Below are 17464 nucleotides of genomic sequence, written 5' to 3'. Positions count from 1 at the left end.
AACTTAATTACTTTATTTTTTTATAAACAGCTTTAAGAGACAGAATTTACTTACTGTTTATTATTTAAATTATATACCTATAAAAATAATTTGTCAATAATTTTTAATTTAATGTTATAAATATTTTAAAAAGAATTGGAGACAGAAAAATGCAAAAATATAAACATGTAAAATATGATGAACGAAATTTATTTAAAGATTTATTATTATCTGATAATTGCAAAAAGAAGAATGGCACACTTAATTTATCTGAAATATCAAGACAAACGGGTCGTACAGTTAATACTATTAAAAGAGAAATAAATCGATTTAAAAAGGTAGAAGATTATATGCCAGTTGAAGCACAAAAAGATTATAAACAAAAAAGAAAAAAATGTATTAAAAAACTGCCCACATTTACAGACGAACAACAAGAATTTTTAAATTTACGATTTAATATTCTTTACGATTCACCAGCAGAAATTATTCAACGATTTTTAATAAATCTTTGTGTCAAATTTCCTGCTTGTCTTAAAACATTTTATAAATGAATTTATTTAGGTCTTTTGGGTTTGTTAAAGAAAAATTTATTAAATGGTGGTAGAAGAAATAGAACAAAGAAAAGACCTGATAATCGCGGAAAATTAGATGAAAGATTTAGATCAATTTGAGATATTAAAAATAAACAATCTAATGTTGGTTGATTTGAAATGGATACGGTAGTTGGTAAAGACCATCAATCTAGTTGTTTAGTATTAGTTGAGCAATCAAGCAAAAAATACTTTGCTATGAAATTAGAAGAACATACTGCTAATGAAGTTTTAGAAAAACTTGAACATATAGTTATAATTAATGATTTAGTTGGAAAAATTAAAGGAATAATAACAGATAGAGGAAAAGAATTTAGTAAATTTGAAGAAATTGAAAAGATTGCTGGAGCTAATGTTTATTATTGTGACCCAGGTTCACCTAAACAAAAACCCTTAATTGAAAGAATAAACCGCGAATTTAGGAAAAGATACCTTAAGGGAACAGATTTTAACCTTGTTACTCAACAAAAAATAGATTGAGTAGTTGATGTTATAAATGAAAAATTAAGGCCTTGTTTAAATTGAAGAACATCTAAAGAAGTATTTTTAGAGAATTTTAAATAAGTTTATTTGAAGTAAAATTTAATAAATTATTTTTCAGTGTGCTTAAATATGTTTAAAATAGACTAAACTTACAAATATTTTATTTTTTTTAAAAAAATAGTTGCATTTATTTTAAATGATGTTATTATCATAATAATAAGAGACAGAATTTGCTGCTTGAATTTACATAATACATTATATAAAATTGTTGATAAAATATGAATTAAATAAATTTTAACATAGTTTTTATTTTTATTAGTATCTTTAGATATAGATAACCGATAGCCTTCGCTAGTAAGGACAAAAAAAGCTGAAAATTTTAATTGACTTAATTTTAAATGAATTCTAATATTTTCCAAACAATTAATAATGCTGTGATAAATTTCAGTTTTCATATTTTAATTCTCCTATAAGTTTAATATATAATTATTTTAACCAAGTTTTTTTTGTAAAAAATTTTTTAAAATAACAAAGATGTGATTTTAAGATAAAAAATAATTATTGATTAATATGGTAAGGCAAAAATAAAATACATAACTAAAAAAAGCAAGAGTATTGTCAAAAAAAGTTTTTTTATCAAATTATTTGTAAATTCTTATTATAATTTTACAAATAATTTGATAAATTTAAAATTTATTTATGATGTTTTTATTTTTATTTATAGTATGTAAAGAATAAGACCAAAGTATTAAAAATATCAAATTTAAGGAATTAATTATTAATGAAAAAATAAAAAAAAATAATTTATACAATTAATACTGCATTGATTTTACTAGTAATATTTTTACTAAGTTTCATTTTATGAATATTATATACTGTTTATTTTCCTATTAATGTTCCAATTAAGATGAACCCGGAACCATTAGTAAAATTAGTACCAAAATTACCAGTTACAGTAATTCCACAGGTTCCACCTAATCCTAAGCAAGGGAAAAACAGCATTGATTTAGAATATCAATATGTTCCTAATTCAACTTGATTTTATCAACGTGATTATAATGGTTTATGAATTAATAATCATCAAACAACATATCTTGAAAAAAATTTAACAAATTCTTTTTTGATGCAATCACAAGATACTGATTTGCCATTTTATACGCAAGAAGTTTTTAAGTCTTATGAAGAATTAACTAATTTTTGATATGATGAAACAAAACAAGAATGACAACAAAAGACTGCACCCCAAAAAGTAAGTAAAATAAAAAAAGATTTTGTTAAATTTTTATAGGGGGTGCATTTTTATATGGCAAAAAAATGACAAAAATATAACAAATATACATCAGAATTTAGAACAAAAATCATTGAGGAAATTAAACAAAAAAGTTGTTGAATAGTAGCAAAACAATATAATATAAATGCAAATACAGTAGAATCTTGATGAACAAATCATAAAAAAGGAAAATTAAACAATCCTAAAGGACCTAAAATTTCTTTTGGCAAAAGAAATTTAGAATATTATAAAACAAGGTATGAATTATTAAAAAAGCTCCATGACTTTTACAATTAAGTAAACTAAGAATAGTCTCTTTTATTAAACAAAATTGTCGTGAATATTCAATAAAATTATTACTAGAAGTAACAGGGTTAAAACGTAGTTATTGAAATAAATATAAAAATTATGACAGTAGCAAAAAAGATAAAAAAACAATAAATGATATTGTAAAAGTCTATGAAGAAAATTTAAAACAATTTGGTTATCGAAGAATTACTAAATATTTAAAAGAAGATTATGGTATAAAATATAATTCAAAAAAAGTTTTAAGAATTATGCGTGATAATCAAATACAACCTGAATATGTAAGAAAAATGAGAAGAAAAATAAAGTATAAACAGAATAAAGAAAAAAGCTTATTGCAATATCCTGATTTAATTAAACGTAAATTCAATGATATAAAAACAAGGTTTTCAGTATTATATACTGATGTAACATATTTAATTTGAAAAGGAGAAAGATATTATCAATCAACAATTATTGATGGATATACTAAAGAAATAGTTGATGTAAAGTGATCTAAATATAATGACAATAAATTAGTAATGGATAATTTAAATGATGCAATTAATAAAATAAAATTAATAAAAAAAGATCTGAATGGAGTAATAATTCACTCAGATCACGGATATCAATATACATCCACTATTTATCACGATAAATGTTTATCTAACGGTATTATAATTTCAATGGGGAAAAAATACCACTGTGCAGATAATATTGTTATAGAAAGTTTTCATTCATTACTTAAGAAAGCTACAATCCATAATAAAATATATAATTCACATGAAGAATATATACAAGATGTTATAAAATGAAATACATGATATTCAAATCGTAAAGAAAAAGATATAATTAAAAAATAGTAAATACTTTTTATTAGTACTTACTAAAATGGGTGCACTCTACAAGTTATTAATACTTTTTGTCCAGATTATCAAGAAGAATTAAAAGAATTATTAGTAAAATTTTATAATTTTATTAGTAATATTTGATCAAAAGATATTTTTAATTTTGTAGAAAACTTTTGATGAAATAAAAAAATCATCAATATGATAACTTTAAAAGAAAATTATATAAACTTTTAATATTGTTATTTAACTTTTTTATATGTTAAAATATAATATCGATGATTGTTGGTTTGGCGTTAAACCTTTATGCTGGTATTTTCATTTTCAGAGATTTAAATAATTTTGAATGTTCGTGAAACCTAAGCCATGATAATGAATTAAAGATTCTTTAAGATTTGATTGTAATTTACTAATTTTATTTAACTTCCGATAACTAGAATCAGGATTTGTACTAGTTTTAGTTGCTAATAAAATAGAATTTGCTTGTTTTGCTACTAATAAATATAATGGTTGCATGTCAGAAATAATAATTGAATTTTCTTTGATTAATTGTTTATTAATATTTTAAATAATTCACTGTTTTTGTAATCGTTTTGTGTTGGTTGATTTAACATAAATATTATTATTGCTATCAACAGCCATTTGAACACAACATTTAGTGTTGGTTGAAAATGAATCAAGATTAATTTTTCTTTTATCAAATTTATCTTTAAAATTACATTTGTGGATTTCTTTAATAAATGTTTCATCGATTTGAATTTGACCATTTAACGTTTTAAATTTTAATTTGGTGTTTTCTAATTGTTTTGATTTCATTATTTTTTGGCGATTATATCAAGCGGTTTTCGGTGATGTTTTAATAAAGTGGGAAATCATTTTACTAGATTGGCCTAATAATGAAATTTGAATCAATAAATTTCACTGTTCATAATTTAAATGACTTCAATACGTAAAATGATCACGAAAAGCATCAAAACTAGCACGACATTTTTTGCATAAATATTTTTGTTTTCCTTCAGGATTATGACCATTTTTAATACAATAAAAAGATTGACAATTAGGACATTTAATACCTTTATCCCTAAATTTTTGGTCAATTTAATTTAAGCGTTTTTGTTTTTTAATTAATTCTGCTTCTTTTTTGACTTTTTCATGAAATTCTAAAAATTGATCATCTGTTAAACTATTTATTAATTCTTCAATTATTTTTTCCATTAATTATTCACCTCTTATATTAAGAATATACCTAATTTTAGGTATATTTTATAAATATCAAGATTTTTCTACAAAATTAAAGAAAGATATTGTTAAAGAATTTGTTAGAATATTAAGAATTAATGATAATCGTGGTTCAGTTGTTGGTTATACATATTGAGAAGGGTTTAAACAAACTATTGCGCTTGAACGAAACATCTTGCTTTGTAGTCATAAAGTAAATTGATTTAATTCTTGACGAAACGGTTGGTGAAGTTCTGGTGAAATTTTTAATGTTATTTTTCATGAATTGGGGCATACCGTTGATATTAATTTTAGTCATCAAGTCAATGCTATTAAAGAAATTAAAGTTTTTTTAGCAAATAAAATTGAAAATGGCCAGGATTTAACGCAAGAACAAATTTTAAATTTATTTCATTTAAGTAGTTATTCTTTTAATAATCTTGGTGATTTTGTTGCAGAAGGATTTGTATATTGATTTTTAGCAAGTGATGCTTTGAAAATAAAAGCGTGAGAATTATGACATGAATTTTGAACATCCTATTTACCGAGGTTAATAAAATAAATTATATTTAATTTTAAATTTTTAAATTATTTTTTAAGATTAAGTATCTTTTAATTAAACATTAATTATATTATAATATAATATAATTATATTTTAAAATAAATTATTAATATTTAGTGAGGCAAAAAATGAAGATACATCCCCTTGTAAAAGAAATTTTAATTACTACTGAAGAAATTGATGAAAAATGTTTTGAATTAGGGTATCAAATTAGTCATTATTATCTTAATGAATATCCAACAAAAGATAATACGATTTTATGCTTAGGATTATTAAAAGGATGTATTCCTTTTATGGCAAAATTTATTTCTCATTTAGTTGGTATTGAATGTGAAACGGAATATATGGTTGTTTCATCTTATTTTGGTGGTATTAAGAGTAAAGATACTCCCCAAATTTTACTTGATTTACCAATGCCAATAACAAATCGCGACATTTTATTAGTCGAAGATATTATTGATAGTGGTAAAACAATTAAAATGATTAAAGACTATTTATTTCTAAAAGGAGCAAGTAGTGTGAAAGTTGTTACTTTATTAGATAAAAAAGCTGGTCGGAAAGTAGATTTAGTTGCTGATTGATATGGATTTGATGTCCCACCCGCTTTTTTAATTGGCTTTGGTTTAGATTTTCAAGAACGTCTACGTAATTTACCATATATTGCGATTGCTGATCAGAAAAAATTAGCAACATGAAAATGAGATATAAAGGATTAATAGACAATTAAATGATTTAGTTATCATTGGAGGAATAAATGAAAAAAGTAACGACAAGAATGATTACAATTAATAGTATTATTATTGCAATTTTTTTATTGTTTGTTTTATTTCCATCATTAGGATATATTACGATTGGTCCAGTTAGTTTAACCTTAATGCATATTTTATTTTTAATAGGAATGTATGCTTTATATATTACAATGAATTTGAATTTAATTTGAGCGGGCTTAATTTATTGTATTATTTTTGGTTTATCCTCATTAATTCAAGCACTAATTTCACCAGGTCCAACTAGTTTTATTTTTCTTAATCCATTGTTTTCTGTTGTGCCACGGGTTTTAATGGGACTTTGTGTTGGTATTTTAGCTTATTTTTTAACAAAAACTTCAGTTAAAATTGAAACAAAAATTTATACTAATCAAATTACAGAATTGACTTGATACCAGCGACATTATTTAAAAATTTATAATATTATCATTGCTTTTACTGCAGCTACATTAAATACTATTTTTGTTTTAGTTTTTATGTATTTTATTGGTCCTTTAATTTATACTGACCCAGATCAACAACGTTTTTTCACACTTTTACTTGAATTATTTTAGCAACGAATTATTTACCAGAAATGTTGTTGGCGGTTGCTATTTTTCCACCAGTTGCATATGCATTAAAAAAACTTTATTGGATGGGTTAAGATAAATTGGACAACAATAATGTAGAGTAAATATTTATAATTAAACTACAATGGAGGTGTAATTATGGCAAAGAATCATTATACTGATGAATTTAAGCAACAAATTGTTGGTCTTTACAAAATGGGCCAAACTCCTGAACAATTAGTCAATGATTATCAAATTGGTAAATCTACTGTTTGGAAATGAGCTCACCAATTTAGCAACTCGGGATCATTTAAAGCTAAAGGCAATATAACGCCAGAAGAAAACGAATTAATTCAATTACGTAAAAAAGTTAAACAATTAGAAATGGAAAATGACATTTTAAAGCAAGCAACACTGATAATCGGCAAAAAATAGCAATCATTAAAAATAACAAAGCAAAATATCCAATTATTAATTTATGTAAAACATTGAAATTTGCTAGATCAACATATTACTATCAATTAAAAGCAAATAATCCCAAGAATACTCAAAACTGGAATGGCAACACTTTTTAGGACACTTTTTATATAGACATTTGTTTTATAAAAGTAACTGGAGATAAATAATTTAAACTGCCATGAATTCGAATATTGTTATATCAATGCACAAAATCAAAAAGTTCGTATTTTAATTGTGTTAAATTTTTAAATTTTTTACCCTTAATAAATTCAGTTTTAAAAGTTTTGTAAGTTGTTTCAGCCACAGCATTATCATAAGGGCAGCCTTTATTGCTTAATGATCTTTTAATATTAAAAGTTATTAAAATTTCATCAATGATTTTATTTTTAAACTCATTACCACGATCAGTATTAAATAGAGTTATTTTATTTAATGGTCGTGTTATTTTATGAAAAGCTTGTTGGACCAGTTCGGCTGTTTTATTTGGCCCAGCCACTATAACCAATTATTTCGCGATTAAACAAGTCAATTAATAAACAAATATAATGTCATTTAGCGCCAACTTGAACATATGTTAAATCACTAACAATAACTTCATTAGGTTTTTTGTTGTTAAATTGACGATTTAAAATATTATTAATTTGGTCATTATTGACTGTTGTTTTATGATTATGATATTTTAATTTAGTGTATTTAGAAACTAAATTATTTTTGATCATAAAGAATCTGATTTTTCGCCGCGATAAGATGATATCTTTTCTGTTTAAAATAACTTTAATTTTGCGAGCCCCATAAATTTTGCGACTTTTATTAAAGGCACTGATAATTTCTTGTTCATAATTATTAACTTGCTTGTTAATACATTTATTAGTTTGATAATAATACGTTGATTTTGATAAACCCAAAATCTTACATATTTTTCTTACTGAATATTTTGTTTTGTTGTTATTAATTATTGTTATTTTTTGGCCATTATCAGTGCGGCTTGCTTTAAAATGTCATTTTCCATTTTCAAGTCTTTAAGTTCTTTTCGTAAAGTTATTATTTCATTTTATTCTAGTGTGCGATTGTCTTTTGCTTTAAATGAACCAGAATTATTATAATTTTTAACTCAACTATAAATAGTTGGTTTTGGTAAATTATATTCTTGCCCTAGATTAATAACACTTTTACCATTTTTATATAGCATGACAATTTGTTTTTTAAATTATTCAGAGTATGAAGTTTTATTTACCATTTTTATATTCCTTCTTTCTTAATAATTTTATCTAATTTTTAAGTCTATATAATTATGGTCCTAATAATTGTAACCTATCCATTATTTAACACCAGTGCAATACAGAAATTATTATTCTACATAAAATTTGTCCAAAAAACCCTTGTAATTCCAACATTTAGTGTTGGCTGAAAATGAATCAAGATGAATTTTTCTTTTATCAAATTTATCTTTAAAATTACCTTTGTGGATTTCTTTAATAAATGTTTCATCGATTTGAATTTGGCCATTTAACGTTTTAAATTTTAATTGGGTGTTTTCTAATTGTTTTGATTTCATTATTTTTTAGCGATTATATCAAGCGGTTTTCGGCGATGTTTTAATAAAGCGAGAAATCATTTTACTAGATTGCCCTAATAATGAAATTTGAATCAATAAATTTCACTGTTCATAATTTAAATGACTTCAATACGTAAAATTATCACGAAAATCATCAAAACTAGCACGACATTTTTTGCATAAATATTTTTGTTTTCCTTCAGGATTATGACCATTTTTAACACAATAAAAAGATTGACAATTAGGACATTTAATACCTTTATCCCTAAATTTTTGATCAATTTCATTTAAGCGTTTTTGTTTTTTAATTAATTCTGCTTCTTTTTTGACTTTTTCATGAAATTCTAAAAATTGATCATCTGTTAAACTATTTATTAATTCTTCAATTATTTTTTCCATTAATTATTCACCTCTTATATTAAAAATATACCTAATTTTAGGTATATTTTATAAATATCAAGAGTTTTCTACAAAATTAAAGGAATGATTTCATTAATTCCTAATTCTGTTGCTTTTTGTAATAAATAATCTCATTTTGCATTCCGAATTAGACCTGCAATTAATCGTACTTTAATTGTGCTTTCATGATTTTGCTCTAATTTTTTAATTAATTTAAATAAGTACTTTTGTGGTGCTTGTACTTCTAATGTCGTTAAATAATGTTCACCATTATAAATACAAATAATTTGTGTTTGATCTCTTAAACGCAAAACTTGTTTAATTTTTTTAACATCATCTTTAGCTAAAATAAAGTAATTATCTTCTAATTGATTGGCAACAAAACGGTGCATTATTGATAATCTCCTAATATTTCTTCCATTATTTTATCTAATTTTTGATACAGTTCTGGCAGTGATTTGTTAGCGGTTATTTTATAATCGGGTTTTATCTGTTTAAAAAAAGTTGCTTGAATTTTTAATAACTGTTCTGTTTGTTCTGATGATTGTTGATCACGAGCATTAATTCGCGTAATAATGTTCTTTTTACTAGCAGTAATAAATATTTTTGCCGTAAAAGAAAGCGCTAATGTGCTTAAACCAATTGCTTCAACTAAAAAATTTTGGTTTGGATTATTATTAATAATTGTGATAATTTGTTGATTAACTTTTGGTCATAAATAATTATTCAACTTATTGTTAGCAATAGGATTAGTAAAAATAATTGTTCGTAAACGATCACGGTTAAGAACACCATTAATAACTATTCCCGGAAAAGTTTGCTCTAAAAAAAGCAAAACGGTTGGCTCTTGAATAATTTCTTTTGCAATTTTATCCGCATTTAAATAAGTGAAATGATATTTATTTTGTAAGTATTCACAGACACTTGTTTTTCCTGCTCCAATATAACCATAAACACCAATAATCATTTATGCTTGATTCCTTTCTAATTGCTTGTTACTAAAATTAATTTAAATTTAATAAATTTTCTGCAACAATAACATAAAAAATGGCTTGGGCAACAGGCATTGTTTCCATTGGCGTATAATGAATACCATCATATTCATTTTGATCTTCGGGATGTGGATTTGCTGATAATTGTAAATTAACAACAGGAATATTTAATTTTGCACAATATTTTTGATAAGCATCTGGTAAGGACGTAAACGATTTACCATCATGCAAAGTTAATACTTTTGATAGCATTACAAAAGTTGAGATTTTACAAAAAAATATAAATAAAAACAACTAAATGGAATGTCAACACTTTTTAGGACACTTTTTATATAGACATTTGTTTTCTAAAAGTAACTGGAGATAAATAATTTAAACTGCCATGAATTCGAATATTGTTATATCAATGCACAAAATCAAAAAGTTCGTATTTTAATTGTGTTAAATTTTTAAATTTTTTACCCTTAATAAATTCAGTTTTAAAAGTTTTGTAAGTTGTTTCAGCCACAGCATTATCATAAGGGCAGCCTTTATTGCTTAATGATCTTTTAATATTAAAAGTTATTAAAATTTCATCAATGATTTTATTTTTAAACTCATTACCACGATCAGTATTAAATAGAGTTATTTTATTTAATGGTCGTGTTATTTTATGAAAAGCTTGTTGGACCAGTTCGGCTGTTTTATTTGGCCCAGCCACTATAACCAATTATTTCGCGATTAAACAAGTCAATTAATAAACAAATATAATGTCATTTAGCGCCAACTTGAACATATGTTAAATCACTAACAATAACTTCATTAGGTTTTTTGTTGTTAAATTGACGATTTAAAATATTATTAATTTGGTCATTATTGACTGTTGTTTTATGATTATGATATTTTAATTTAGTGTATTTAGAAACTAAATTATTTTTGATCATAAAGAATCTGATTTTTCGCCGCGATAAGATGATATCTTTTCTGTTTAAAATAACTTTAATTTTGCGAGCCCCATAAATTTTGCGACTTTTATTAAAGGCACTGATAATTTCTTGTTCATAATTATTAACTTGCTTGTTAATACATTTATTAGTTTGATAATAATACGTTGATTTTGATAAACCCAAAATCTTACATATTTTTCTTACTGAATATTTTGTTTTGTTGTTATTAATTATTGTTATTTTTTGGCCATTATCAGTGCGGCTTGCTTTAAAATGTCATTTTCCATTTTCAAGTCTTTAAGTTCTTTTCGTAAAGTTATTATTTCATTTTATTCTAGTGTGCGATTGTCTTTTGCTTTAAATGAACCAGAATTATTATAATTTTTAACTCAACTATAAATAGTTGGTTTTGGTAAATTATATTCTTGCCCTAGATTAATAACACTTTTACCATTTTTATATAGCATGACAATTTGTTTTTTAAATTATTCAGAGTATTAAGTTTTATTTACCATTTTTATATTCCTTCTTTCTTAATAATTTTATCTAATTTTTAAGTCTATATAATTATGGTCCTAATAATTGTAACCTATCCATTATTTAACACCAGTGCAATACAGAAATTATTATTCTACATAAAATTTGTCCAAAAAACCCTTGTAATTCCAACATTTAGTGTTGGCTGAAAATGAATCAAGATGAATTTTTCTTTTATCAAATTTATCTTTAAAATTACCTTTGTGGATTTCTTTAATAAATGTTTCATCGATTTGAATTTGGCCATTTAACGTTTTAAATTTTAATTGGGTGTTTTCTAATTGTTTTGATTTCATTATTTTTTGGCGATTATATCAAGCGGTTTTCGGTGATGTTTTAATAAAGCGAGAAATCATTTTACTAGATTGGCCTAATAATGAAATTTGAATCAATAAATTTCACTGTTCATAATTTAAATGACTTCAATACGTAAAATGATCACGAAAAGCATCAAAACTAGCACGACATTTTTTGCATAAATATTTTTGTTTTCCTTCAGGATTATGACCATTTTTAATACAATAAAAAGATTGACAATTAGGACATTTAATACCTTTATCCCTAAATTTTTGGTCAATTTCATTTAAGCGTTTTTGTTTTTTAATTAATTCTGCTTCTTTTTTGACTTTTTCATGAAATTCTAAAAATTGATCATCTGTTAAACTATTTATTAATTCTTCAATTATTTTTTCCATTAATTATTCGCCTCTTATATTAAAAATATACCTAATTTTAGGTATATTTTATAAATATCAAGAGTTTTCTACAAAATTAAAGGAAAGTTTTAAAAATTAAATCTTAATTATAATGAAGTAAGATAAAATAATGGTATAACAGAGAGAAAGGTTTGGATAAAAAAGAAAATTGCAATTTTAGGAGATTCACTAACTTTTGGTTATTTACCTATGGGAACTGGCAAAATGGAAGATGCTGATAATTGACCAGTAAAATTAGAAAATTTATTAACAAAATATTATAAAACAGGAGAAATTGAAATTCAAACTGATGCTCAACCAGGACGAACAATTATTAAGCCATTAATTGATTTTGGTTTTCCCCAAGATAATAGAATGGACAATTTATCAGTTTTATATCAAAAAACACATCCAATTGATTTATTTATGATTTTTTTAGGAACAAATGATTATTTTGGTTATGATGCTTATGCAAAATTAAAAGAAATCCCAGATTATCCAATTGAAACAAAGATTGTTGATTCATTAGGGGGATTGATTAATAAAATGAAAGTGTTGCATAAAGATAATAAAGAAGAAGTTAATTATCACGTTTTAGTGGTTTGACCACTAAAAGTATGATAGTAAGAAAAAAAGTTGAGGTTTGTAAGTATAACAAACAAAATTAAATTTACTTATTAATTAAGTAATGCAAAAAAATGCTTAATATTAGGTTTTTAGTAAATTTATTTAATTTGTTTTGGATAGGCTACAATTATTAGGGCCATAATTATATAGACTTCAAAATTAGATAAAATTATTAAGAAAGAAGGAATATAAAAATGGGAAATAAAACTTCATACTCTGAAGAATTTAAAAAACAAATTGTCATGCTATATAAAAATGGTAAAAGTGTTATTAATCTAGGGCAAGAATATAATTTACCAAAACCAACTATTTATAGTTGAGTTAAAAATTATAATAATTCTGGTTCATTTAAAGCAAAAGACAATCGCACACTAGAAGAAAATGAAATAATAACTTTACGAAAAGAACTTAAAGACTTGAAAATGGAAAATGACATTTTAAAGCAAGCCGCACTGATAATGGCCAAAAAATAACAATAATTAATAACAACAAAACAAAATATTCAGTAAGAAAAATATGTAAGATTTTGGGTTTATCAAAATCAACGTATTATTATCAAACTAATAAATGTATTAACAAGCAAGTTAATAATTATGAACAAGAAATTATCAGTGCCTTTAATAAAAGTCGCAAAATTTATGGGGCTCGCAAAATTAAAGTTATTTTAAACAGAAAAGATATCATCTTATCGCGGCGAAAAATCAGATTCTTTATGATCAAAAATAATTTGGTTTCTAAATACACCAAATTAAAATATCATAATCATAAAACAACAGTCAATAATGACCAAATTAATAATATTTTAAATCGTCAATTTAACAACAAAAAACCTAATGAAGTTATTGTTAGTGATTTAACATATGTTCAAGTTGGCGCTAAATGACATTATATTTGTTTATTAATTGACTTGTTTAATCGTGAAATAATTGGTTATAGTGCTGGGCCGAATAAAACAGTCGAACTGGTCCAACAAGCTTTTCATAAAATAACACGACCATTAAATCAAATAACTCTATTTCATACTGATCGTGGTAATGAGTTTAAAAATAAAATCATTGATGAAATTTTAATAACTTTTAATATTAAAAGATCATTAAGCAATAAAGGCCGCCCTTATGATAATGCTGTGGCTGAAACAACTTACAAAACTTTTAAAACTGAATTTATTAAGGGTAAAAAATTTAAAAATTTAACACAATTAAAATACGAACTTTTTGATTTTGTGCATTGATATAACAATATTCGAATTAATGGCAGTTTAAATTATTTATCTCCAGTTACTTTTAGAAAACAAATGTCTATATAAAAAGTGTCCTAAAAAGTGTTGACATTCCATTTAGTTGTTTTTATTTATATTTTTTTGTAAAATCTCAACTTTTGTAATGCTATCAAAAGTATTAACTTTGCATGATGGTAAATCGTTTACGTCCTTACCAGATGCTTATCAAAAATATTGTGCAAAATTAAATATTCCTGTTGTTAATTTACAATTATCAGCAAATCCACATCCCGAAGATCAAAATGAATATGATGGTATTCATTATACGCCAATGGAAACAATGCCTGTTGCCCAAGCCATTTTTTATGTTATTGTTGCAGAAAATTTATTAAATTTAAATTAATTTTAGTAACAAGCAATTAGAAAGGAATCAAGCATAAATGATTATTGGTGTTTATGGTTATATTGGAGCAGGAAAAACAAGTGTCTGTGAATACTTACAAAATAAATATCATTTCACTTATTTAAATGCGGATAAAATTGCAAAAGAAATTATTCAAGAGCCAACCGTTTTGCTTTTTTTAGAGCAAACTTTTCCGGGAATAGTTATTAATGGTGTTCTTAACCGTGATCGTTTACGAACAATTATTTTTACTAATCCTATTGCTAACAATAAGTTGAATAATTATTTATGACCAAAAGTTAATCAACAAATTATCACAATTATTAATAATAATCCAAACCAAAATTTTTTAGTTGAAGCAATTGGTTTAAGCACATTAGCGCTTTCTTTTACGGCAAAAATATTTATTACTGCTAGTAAAAAGAACATTATTACGCGAATTAATGCTCGTGATCAACAATCATCAGAACAAACAGAACAGTTATTAAAAATTCAAGCAACTTTTTTTAAACAGATAAAACCCGATTATAAAATAACCGCTAACAAATCACTGCCAGAACTGTATCAAAAATTAGATAAAATAATGGAAGAAATATTAGGAGATTATCAATAATGCACCGTTTTGTTGCCAATCAATTAGAAGATAATTACTTTATTTTAGCTAAAGATGATGTTAAAAAAATTAAACAAGTTTTGCGTTTAAGAGATCAAACACAAATTATTTGTATTTATAATGGTGAACATTATTTAACGACATTAGAAGTACAAGCACCACAAAAGTACTTATTTAAATTAATTAAAAAATTAGAGCAAAATCATGAAAGCACAATTAAAGTACGATTAATTGCAGGTCTAATTCGGAATGCAAAATGAGATTATTTATTACAAAAAGCAACAGAATTAGGAATTAATGAAATCATTCCTTTAATTTTGTAGAAAACTCTTGATATTTATAAAATATACCTAAAATTAGGTATATTTTTAATATAAGAGGTGAATAATTAATGGAAAAAATAATTGAAGAATTAATAAATAGTTTAACAGATGATCAATTTTTAGAATTTCATGAAAAAGTCAAAAAAGAAGCAGAATTAATTAAAAAACAAAAACGCTTAAATGAAATTGATCAAAAATTTAGGGATAAAGGTATTAAATGTCCTAATTGTCAATCTTTTTATTGTGTTAAAAATGGTCATAATCCTGAAGGAAAACAAAAATATTTATGCAAAAAATGTCGTGCTAGTTTTGATGATTTTCGTGATAATTTTACGTATTGAAGTCATTTAAATTATGAACAGTGAAATTTATTGATTCAAATTTCATTATTAGGGCAATCTAGTAAAATGATTTCTCGCTTTATTAAAACATCGCCGAAAACCGCTTGATATAATCGCTAAAAAATAATGAAATCAAAACAATTAGAAAACACCCAATTAAAATTTAAAACGTTAAATGGCCAAATTCAAATCGATGAAACATTTATTAAAGAAATCCACAAAGGTAATTTTAAAGATAAATTTGATAAAAGAAAAATTCATCTTGATTCATTTTCAGCCAACACTAAATGTTGTATTCAAATGGCTGTTGATAGCAATAATAATATTTATGTTAAATCAACCAACACAAAACGATTACAAAAACAGTGAATTATTGAAAATATTAATAAACAATTAATCAAAGAAAATTCAATTATTATTTCTGACATGCAACCATTATATTTATTAGTAGCAAAACAAACAAATTCTATTTTATTAGCAACTAAAACTAGTACAAATCCTGATGCTAGTTATCGGAAGTTAAATAAAATTAGTAAATTACAATCAAATCTTAAAGAATCCTTAATTCATTATCATGGCTTAGGTTTCACGAACATTCAAAATTATTTAAATCTCTGAAAATGAAAATACCAGCATAAAGGTTTAACGCCAAACCAACAATCATCGGTATTATATTTTAACGTATAAAAAAGTTAAATAACAATATTAAAAGTTTATATAATTTTCTTTTAAAGTTATCATATTGATGATTTTTTTTATTTCATCAAGAGTTTTCTACAAAATTAAAAAAATCATTCCCTTTCAGTTTAGTCGTTGTGTGGTACAATTAAAAGGTGAAAATAATTTTAAAAAGATTGAACGTTGAACAAAAATTTGTAAGGAAGCAGCATAACAATCTTATCGTAATAAAGTGCCGTTGGTACATGATGTTGAAAGTGATTTAAAAGTGTTACAACAATATCGAAGTGATGTTAATCTTGTTTGCTATGAAAAAGTTGCAGAAACATTATCAATAAAACAGTTTTTACAACAAAATTTTAAAACAATTACAGTTGTAATTGGCCCTGAAGGTGGATTTACTCCACATGAAATTGCGGTTTTATCTTCATATCAATATTGCCCCGTTTTTTATTAGGACAACGAATTTTACGGGCTGAAACAGCACCAGTTGCGCTTTTAGCAATGATTATGTATTAAAAAGAATTATAGGAGAAGGCAAAGATGACAAAAGTAGTATCGATTAAAGCACTAGTTAGTGTTGCAAATATAATATTATATACAGCTTTAGTACTAATTTTTCTAATTTTAGGATTACAAAAATTAGATATTGCAGCAGTAACAGGCTACAAAATTGGCTATGTTTTAATTGGTTTTGCTATTATTATTTTTATTATTTATCATTTAGTTCGTATTCATGAGTTAAAAAAGACACCATTTCAATTATTACGCAAACATATTATTTTTATGCAGATTTTTTATATTGGTCAATATTTTATTTTTGCGATTAGTTTATTTTTTTTAATTTTAGCTAATACAAAGGTTTTAAATCCGGCCCAAATTTGTATTTTTTGATATGTATGATTCCCAACAGTCTTTGTTGGTACAATTGCTTGTTCAATCTTAGAATCAATTGTTCGTGTTGAAAAACGAATTTTTATTGTTAAAAAAAATTGACAAGATTCAGAACAATGAGCAAAAGAACAGGAAAAAAATAATGCTGTTTTAACAAATGAGCAACGAGTAAAAAAGAGCGAAAATCCTTTCTTTGATGATGAAAAAAATAATAATTAGTTTATAATTAAAAAAAGAGTAATTAATAACGGAG

The 17464-nt window shown here is 24.4% G+C and carries 26 protein-coding genes and 3 pseudogenes; 18 read left to right on the top strand and 11 right to left on the bottom strand.

Annotated features, from left to right (window positions below):
- Positions 1-149: 149 nt before the first annotated feature.
- Positions 150-1133 carry an IS30 family transposase gene (locus AAHM76_RS05190; RefSeq protein ID WP_342255606.1) on the top strand — a complete coding sequence of 328 codons (984 nt, stop codon included), beginning with the start codon at positions 150-152 and terminating at the stop codon, positions 1131-1133.
- A gap of 68 nt (positions 1134-1201) precedes the next feature.
- Here AAHM76_RS05190 and AAHM76_RS05185 read toward each other — a convergent pair whose 3' ends face one another.
- A complete protein-coding gene (locus tag AAHM76_RS05185; protein WP_342255605.1) occupies positions 1202-1507 on the bottom strand; it encodes a hypothetical protein in 306 nt (101 codons plus the stop codon).
- Positions 1508-1959: 452 nt separating this feature from the next.
- Here AAHM76_RS05185 and AAHM76_RS05180 point away from each other — a divergent pair, with 452 nt between their 5' ends.
- The 4 genes and pseudogenes from AAHM76_RS05180 (at position 1960) to AAHM76_RS05170 (ending at position 3470) form a co-directional block, all read left to right on the top strand.
- Entirely contained in the window at positions 1960-2340 is a 381-nt protein-coding gene (locus AAHM76_RS05180; RefSeq protein WP_342255604.1) for a hypothetical protein, read from the top strand.
- 15 nt (positions 2341-2355) lie between these two features.
- Entirely contained in the window at positions 2356-2619 is a 264-nt protein-coding gene (locus tag AAHM76_RS05175) for a hypothetical protein (RefSeq protein ID WP_342255603.1), read from the top strand.
- Positions 2586-2858, top strand: a pseudogene (locus AAHM76_RS08575) (hypothetical protein); the annotation flags it as partial. The gene AAHM76_RS05175 and the pseudogene AAHM76_RS08575, both read left to right, overlap by 34 nt.
- 21 nt (positions 2859-2879) lie before the next feature.
- On the top strand, positions 2880-3470 hold the full coding sequence (locus tag AAHM76_RS05170; RefSeq protein ID WP_342255602.1) for a DDE-type integrase/transposase/recombinase: 591 nt from the start codon (positions 2880-2882) through the stop codon (positions 3468-3470).
- Between the two features lie 240 nt (positions 3471-3710).
- Here AAHM76_RS05170 and AAHM76_RS05165 read toward each other — a convergent pair whose 3' ends face one another.
- Together AAHM76_RS05165 and AAHM76_RS05160 are read right to left on the bottom strand one after the other, a co-directional pair.
- Positions 3711-3971, bottom strand: coding sequence for a hypothetical protein (locus AAHM76_RS05165; RefSeq protein WP_342255601.1), 261 nt, complete (start codon positions 3969-3971; stop codon positions 3711-3713).
- A 48-nt stretch (positions 3972-4019) separates the two neighbouring features.
- A complete protein-coding gene (locus AAHM76_RS05160) occupies positions 4020-4367 on the bottom strand; it encodes a hypothetical protein (RefSeq protein ID WP_342255600.1) in 348 nt (115 codons plus the stop codon).
- Between the two features lie 502 nt (positions 4368-4869).
- On the opposite strand from AAHM76_RS05160, the gene AAHM76_RS05155 reads away from it, so the two are divergent.
- The 4 genes from AAHM76_RS05155 (at position 4870) to AAHM76_RS05140 (ending at position 6985) form a co-directional block, all read left to right on the top strand.
- Positions 4870-5235, top strand: coding sequence for a hypothetical protein (locus AAHM76_RS05155; RefSeq protein WP_342255599.1), 366 nt, complete (start codon positions 4870-4872; stop codon positions 5233-5235).
- A gap of 128 nt (positions 5236-5363) precedes the next feature.
- Entirely contained in the window at positions 5364-5951 is a 588-nt protein-coding gene (hpt, locus tag AAHM76_RS05150; RefSeq protein ID WP_342255598.1) for a hypoxanthine phosphoribosyltransferase, read from the top strand.
- A gap of 38 nt (positions 5952-5989) precedes the next feature.
- Positions 5990-6556 carry an ECF transporter S component gene (locus AAHM76_RS05145; protein ID WP_342255597.1) on the top strand — a complete coding sequence of 189 codons (567 nt, stop codon included), beginning with the start codon at positions 5990-5992 and terminating at the stop codon, positions 6554-6556.
- Positions 6557-6709: 153 nt separating this feature from the next.
- Positions 6710-6985, top strand: coding sequence for a transposase (locus AAHM76_RS05140; protein ID WP_342255596.1), 276 nt, complete (start codon positions 6710-6712; stop codon positions 6983-6985).
- A gap of 148 nt (positions 6986-7133) precedes the next feature.
- Here AAHM76_RS05140 and AAHM76_RS05135 read toward each other — a convergent pair.
- The 8 genes and pseudogenes from AAHM76_RS05135 to AAHM76_RS05100 all read right to left on the bottom strand — a co-directional run bounded on the left by AAHM76_RS05135 (position 7134) and on the right by AAHM76_RS05100 (position 12113).
- Positions 7134-8198: pseudogene (locus AAHM76_RS05135) on the bottom strand (IS3 family transposase).
- Positions 8199-8357: 159 nt separating this feature from the next.
- Positions 8358-8564, bottom strand: coding sequence for a hypothetical protein (locus AAHM76_RS05130; protein ID WP_342255595.1), 207 nt, complete (start codon positions 8562-8564; stop codon positions 8358-8360).
- A gap of 6 nt (positions 8565-8570) precedes the next feature.
- On the bottom strand, positions 8571-8963 hold the full coding sequence (locus AAHM76_RS05125) for an IS1/IS1595 family N-terminal zinc-binding domain-containing protein (protein WP_342255588.1): 393 nt from the start codon (positions 8961-8963) through the stop codon (positions 8571-8573).
- Positions 8964-9031: 68 nt separating this feature from the next.
- Positions 9032-9355 (bottom strand): RsmE family RNA methyltransferase, encoded by a 324-nt coding sequence (locus AAHM76_RS05120; protein ID WP_342255589.1) that lies wholly within the window; start codon positions 9353-9355, stop codon positions 9032-9034.
- A complete protein-coding gene (gene coaE / locus AAHM76_RS05115; RefSeq protein ID WP_342255590.1) occupies positions 9355-9930 on the bottom strand; it encodes a dephospho-CoA kinase in 576 nt (191 codons plus the stop codon). The genes AAHM76_RS05120 and coaE (AAHM76_RS05115) overlap by 1 nt, the downstream gene beginning before the upstream one ends.
- Positions 9931-9967: 37 nt before the next feature.
- A complete protein-coding gene (locus AAHM76_RS05110; RefSeq protein ID WP_342255591.1) occupies positions 9968-10207 on the bottom strand; it encodes a hypothetical protein in 240 nt (79 codons plus the stop codon).
- A gap of 76 nt (positions 10208-10283) precedes the next feature.
- Positions 10284-11348: pseudogene (locus tag AAHM76_RS05105) on the bottom strand (IS3 family transposase).
- A 159-nt stretch (positions 11349-11507) separates the two neighbouring features.
- Complete coding sequence (locus tag AAHM76_RS05100; protein WP_342255594.1) at positions 11508-12113, bottom strand: IS1/IS1595 family N-terminal zinc-binding domain-containing protein; 606 nt, start codon at positions 12111-12113, stop codon at positions 11508-11510.
- A 225-nt stretch (positions 12114-12338) separates the two neighbouring features.
- On the opposite strand from AAHM76_RS05100, the gene AAHM76_RS05095 reads away from it, so the two are divergent.
- The 9 genes from AAHM76_RS05095 to AAHM76_RS05055 all read left to right on the top strand — a co-directional run bounded on the left by AAHM76_RS05095 (position 12339) and on the right by AAHM76_RS05055 (position 17430).
- The gene (locus AAHM76_RS05095; RefSeq protein WP_342255593.1) at positions 12339-12737 is read left to right on the top strand and encodes a hypothetical protein; all 399 of its coding nucleotides are present in this window, start codon (positions 12339-12341) and stop codon (positions 12735-12737) included.
- Between the two features lie 197 nt (positions 12738-12934).
- A protein-coding gene (locus AAHM76_RS05090) for an IS3 family transposase (protein ID WP_342255592.1) occupies positions 12935-14046 on the top strand; the annotation gives its coding sequence in 2 pieces (ribosomal slippage) (positions 12935-13178 and positions 13178-14046; 1113 coding nt in all).
- 76 nt (positions 14047-14122) lie between these two features.
- A complete protein-coding gene (locus AAHM76_RS05085; protein WP_342255591.1) occupies positions 14123-14362 on the top strand; it encodes a hypothetical protein in 240 nt (79 codons plus the stop codon).
- Between the two features lie 37 nt (positions 14363-14399).
- Complete coding sequence (gene coaE, locus AAHM76_RS05080) at positions 14400-14975, top strand: dephospho-CoA kinase (RefSeq protein ID WP_342255590.1); 576 nt, start codon at positions 14400-14402, stop codon at positions 14973-14975.
- Entirely contained in the window at positions 14975-15298 is a 324-nt protein-coding gene (locus tag AAHM76_RS05075; protein ID WP_342255589.1) for an RsmE family RNA methyltransferase, read from the top strand. The genes coaE (AAHM76_RS05080) and AAHM76_RS05075 overlap by 1 nt, the downstream gene beginning before the upstream one ends.
- A 68-nt stretch (positions 15299-15366) precedes the next feature.
- The gene (locus tag AAHM76_RS05070; protein ID WP_342255588.1) at positions 15367-15759 is read left to right on the top strand and encodes an IS1/IS1595 family N-terminal zinc-binding domain-containing protein; all 393 of its coding nucleotides are present in this window, start codon (positions 15367-15369) and stop codon (positions 15757-15759) included.
- Positions 15760-15765: 6 nt separating this feature from the next.
- The gene (locus tag AAHM76_RS05065; protein WP_342255587.1) at positions 15766-16326 is read left to right on the top strand and encodes a transposase; all 561 of its coding nucleotides are present in this window, start codon (positions 15766-15768) and stop codon (positions 16324-16326) included.
- A gap of 259 nt (positions 16327-16585) precedes the next feature.
- A complete protein-coding gene (locus tag AAHM76_RS05060; protein ID WP_342255586.1) occupies positions 16586-16774 on the top strand; it encodes a 16S rRNA (uracil(1498)-N(3))-methyltransferase in 189 nt (62 codons plus the stop codon).
- 86 nt (positions 16775-16860) lie between these two features.
- Positions 16861-17430, top strand: coding sequence for a hypothetical protein (locus AAHM76_RS05055; protein ID WP_342255585.1), 570 nt, complete (start codon positions 16861-16863; stop codon positions 17428-17430).
- Positions 17431-17464 lie beyond the last annotated feature (34 nt).

It is taken from the genome of Spiroplasma endosymbiont of Poecilobothrus nobilitatus, from assembly GCF_964030655.1.
Lineage (GTDB): Bacteria > Bacillota_I > Bacilli_A > Mycoplasmatales > Mycoplasmataceae > Spiroplasma.
Note: the sequence above shows the minus strand (reverse complement) of the source record. Positions and strands in the feature narration are given on the sequence as shown.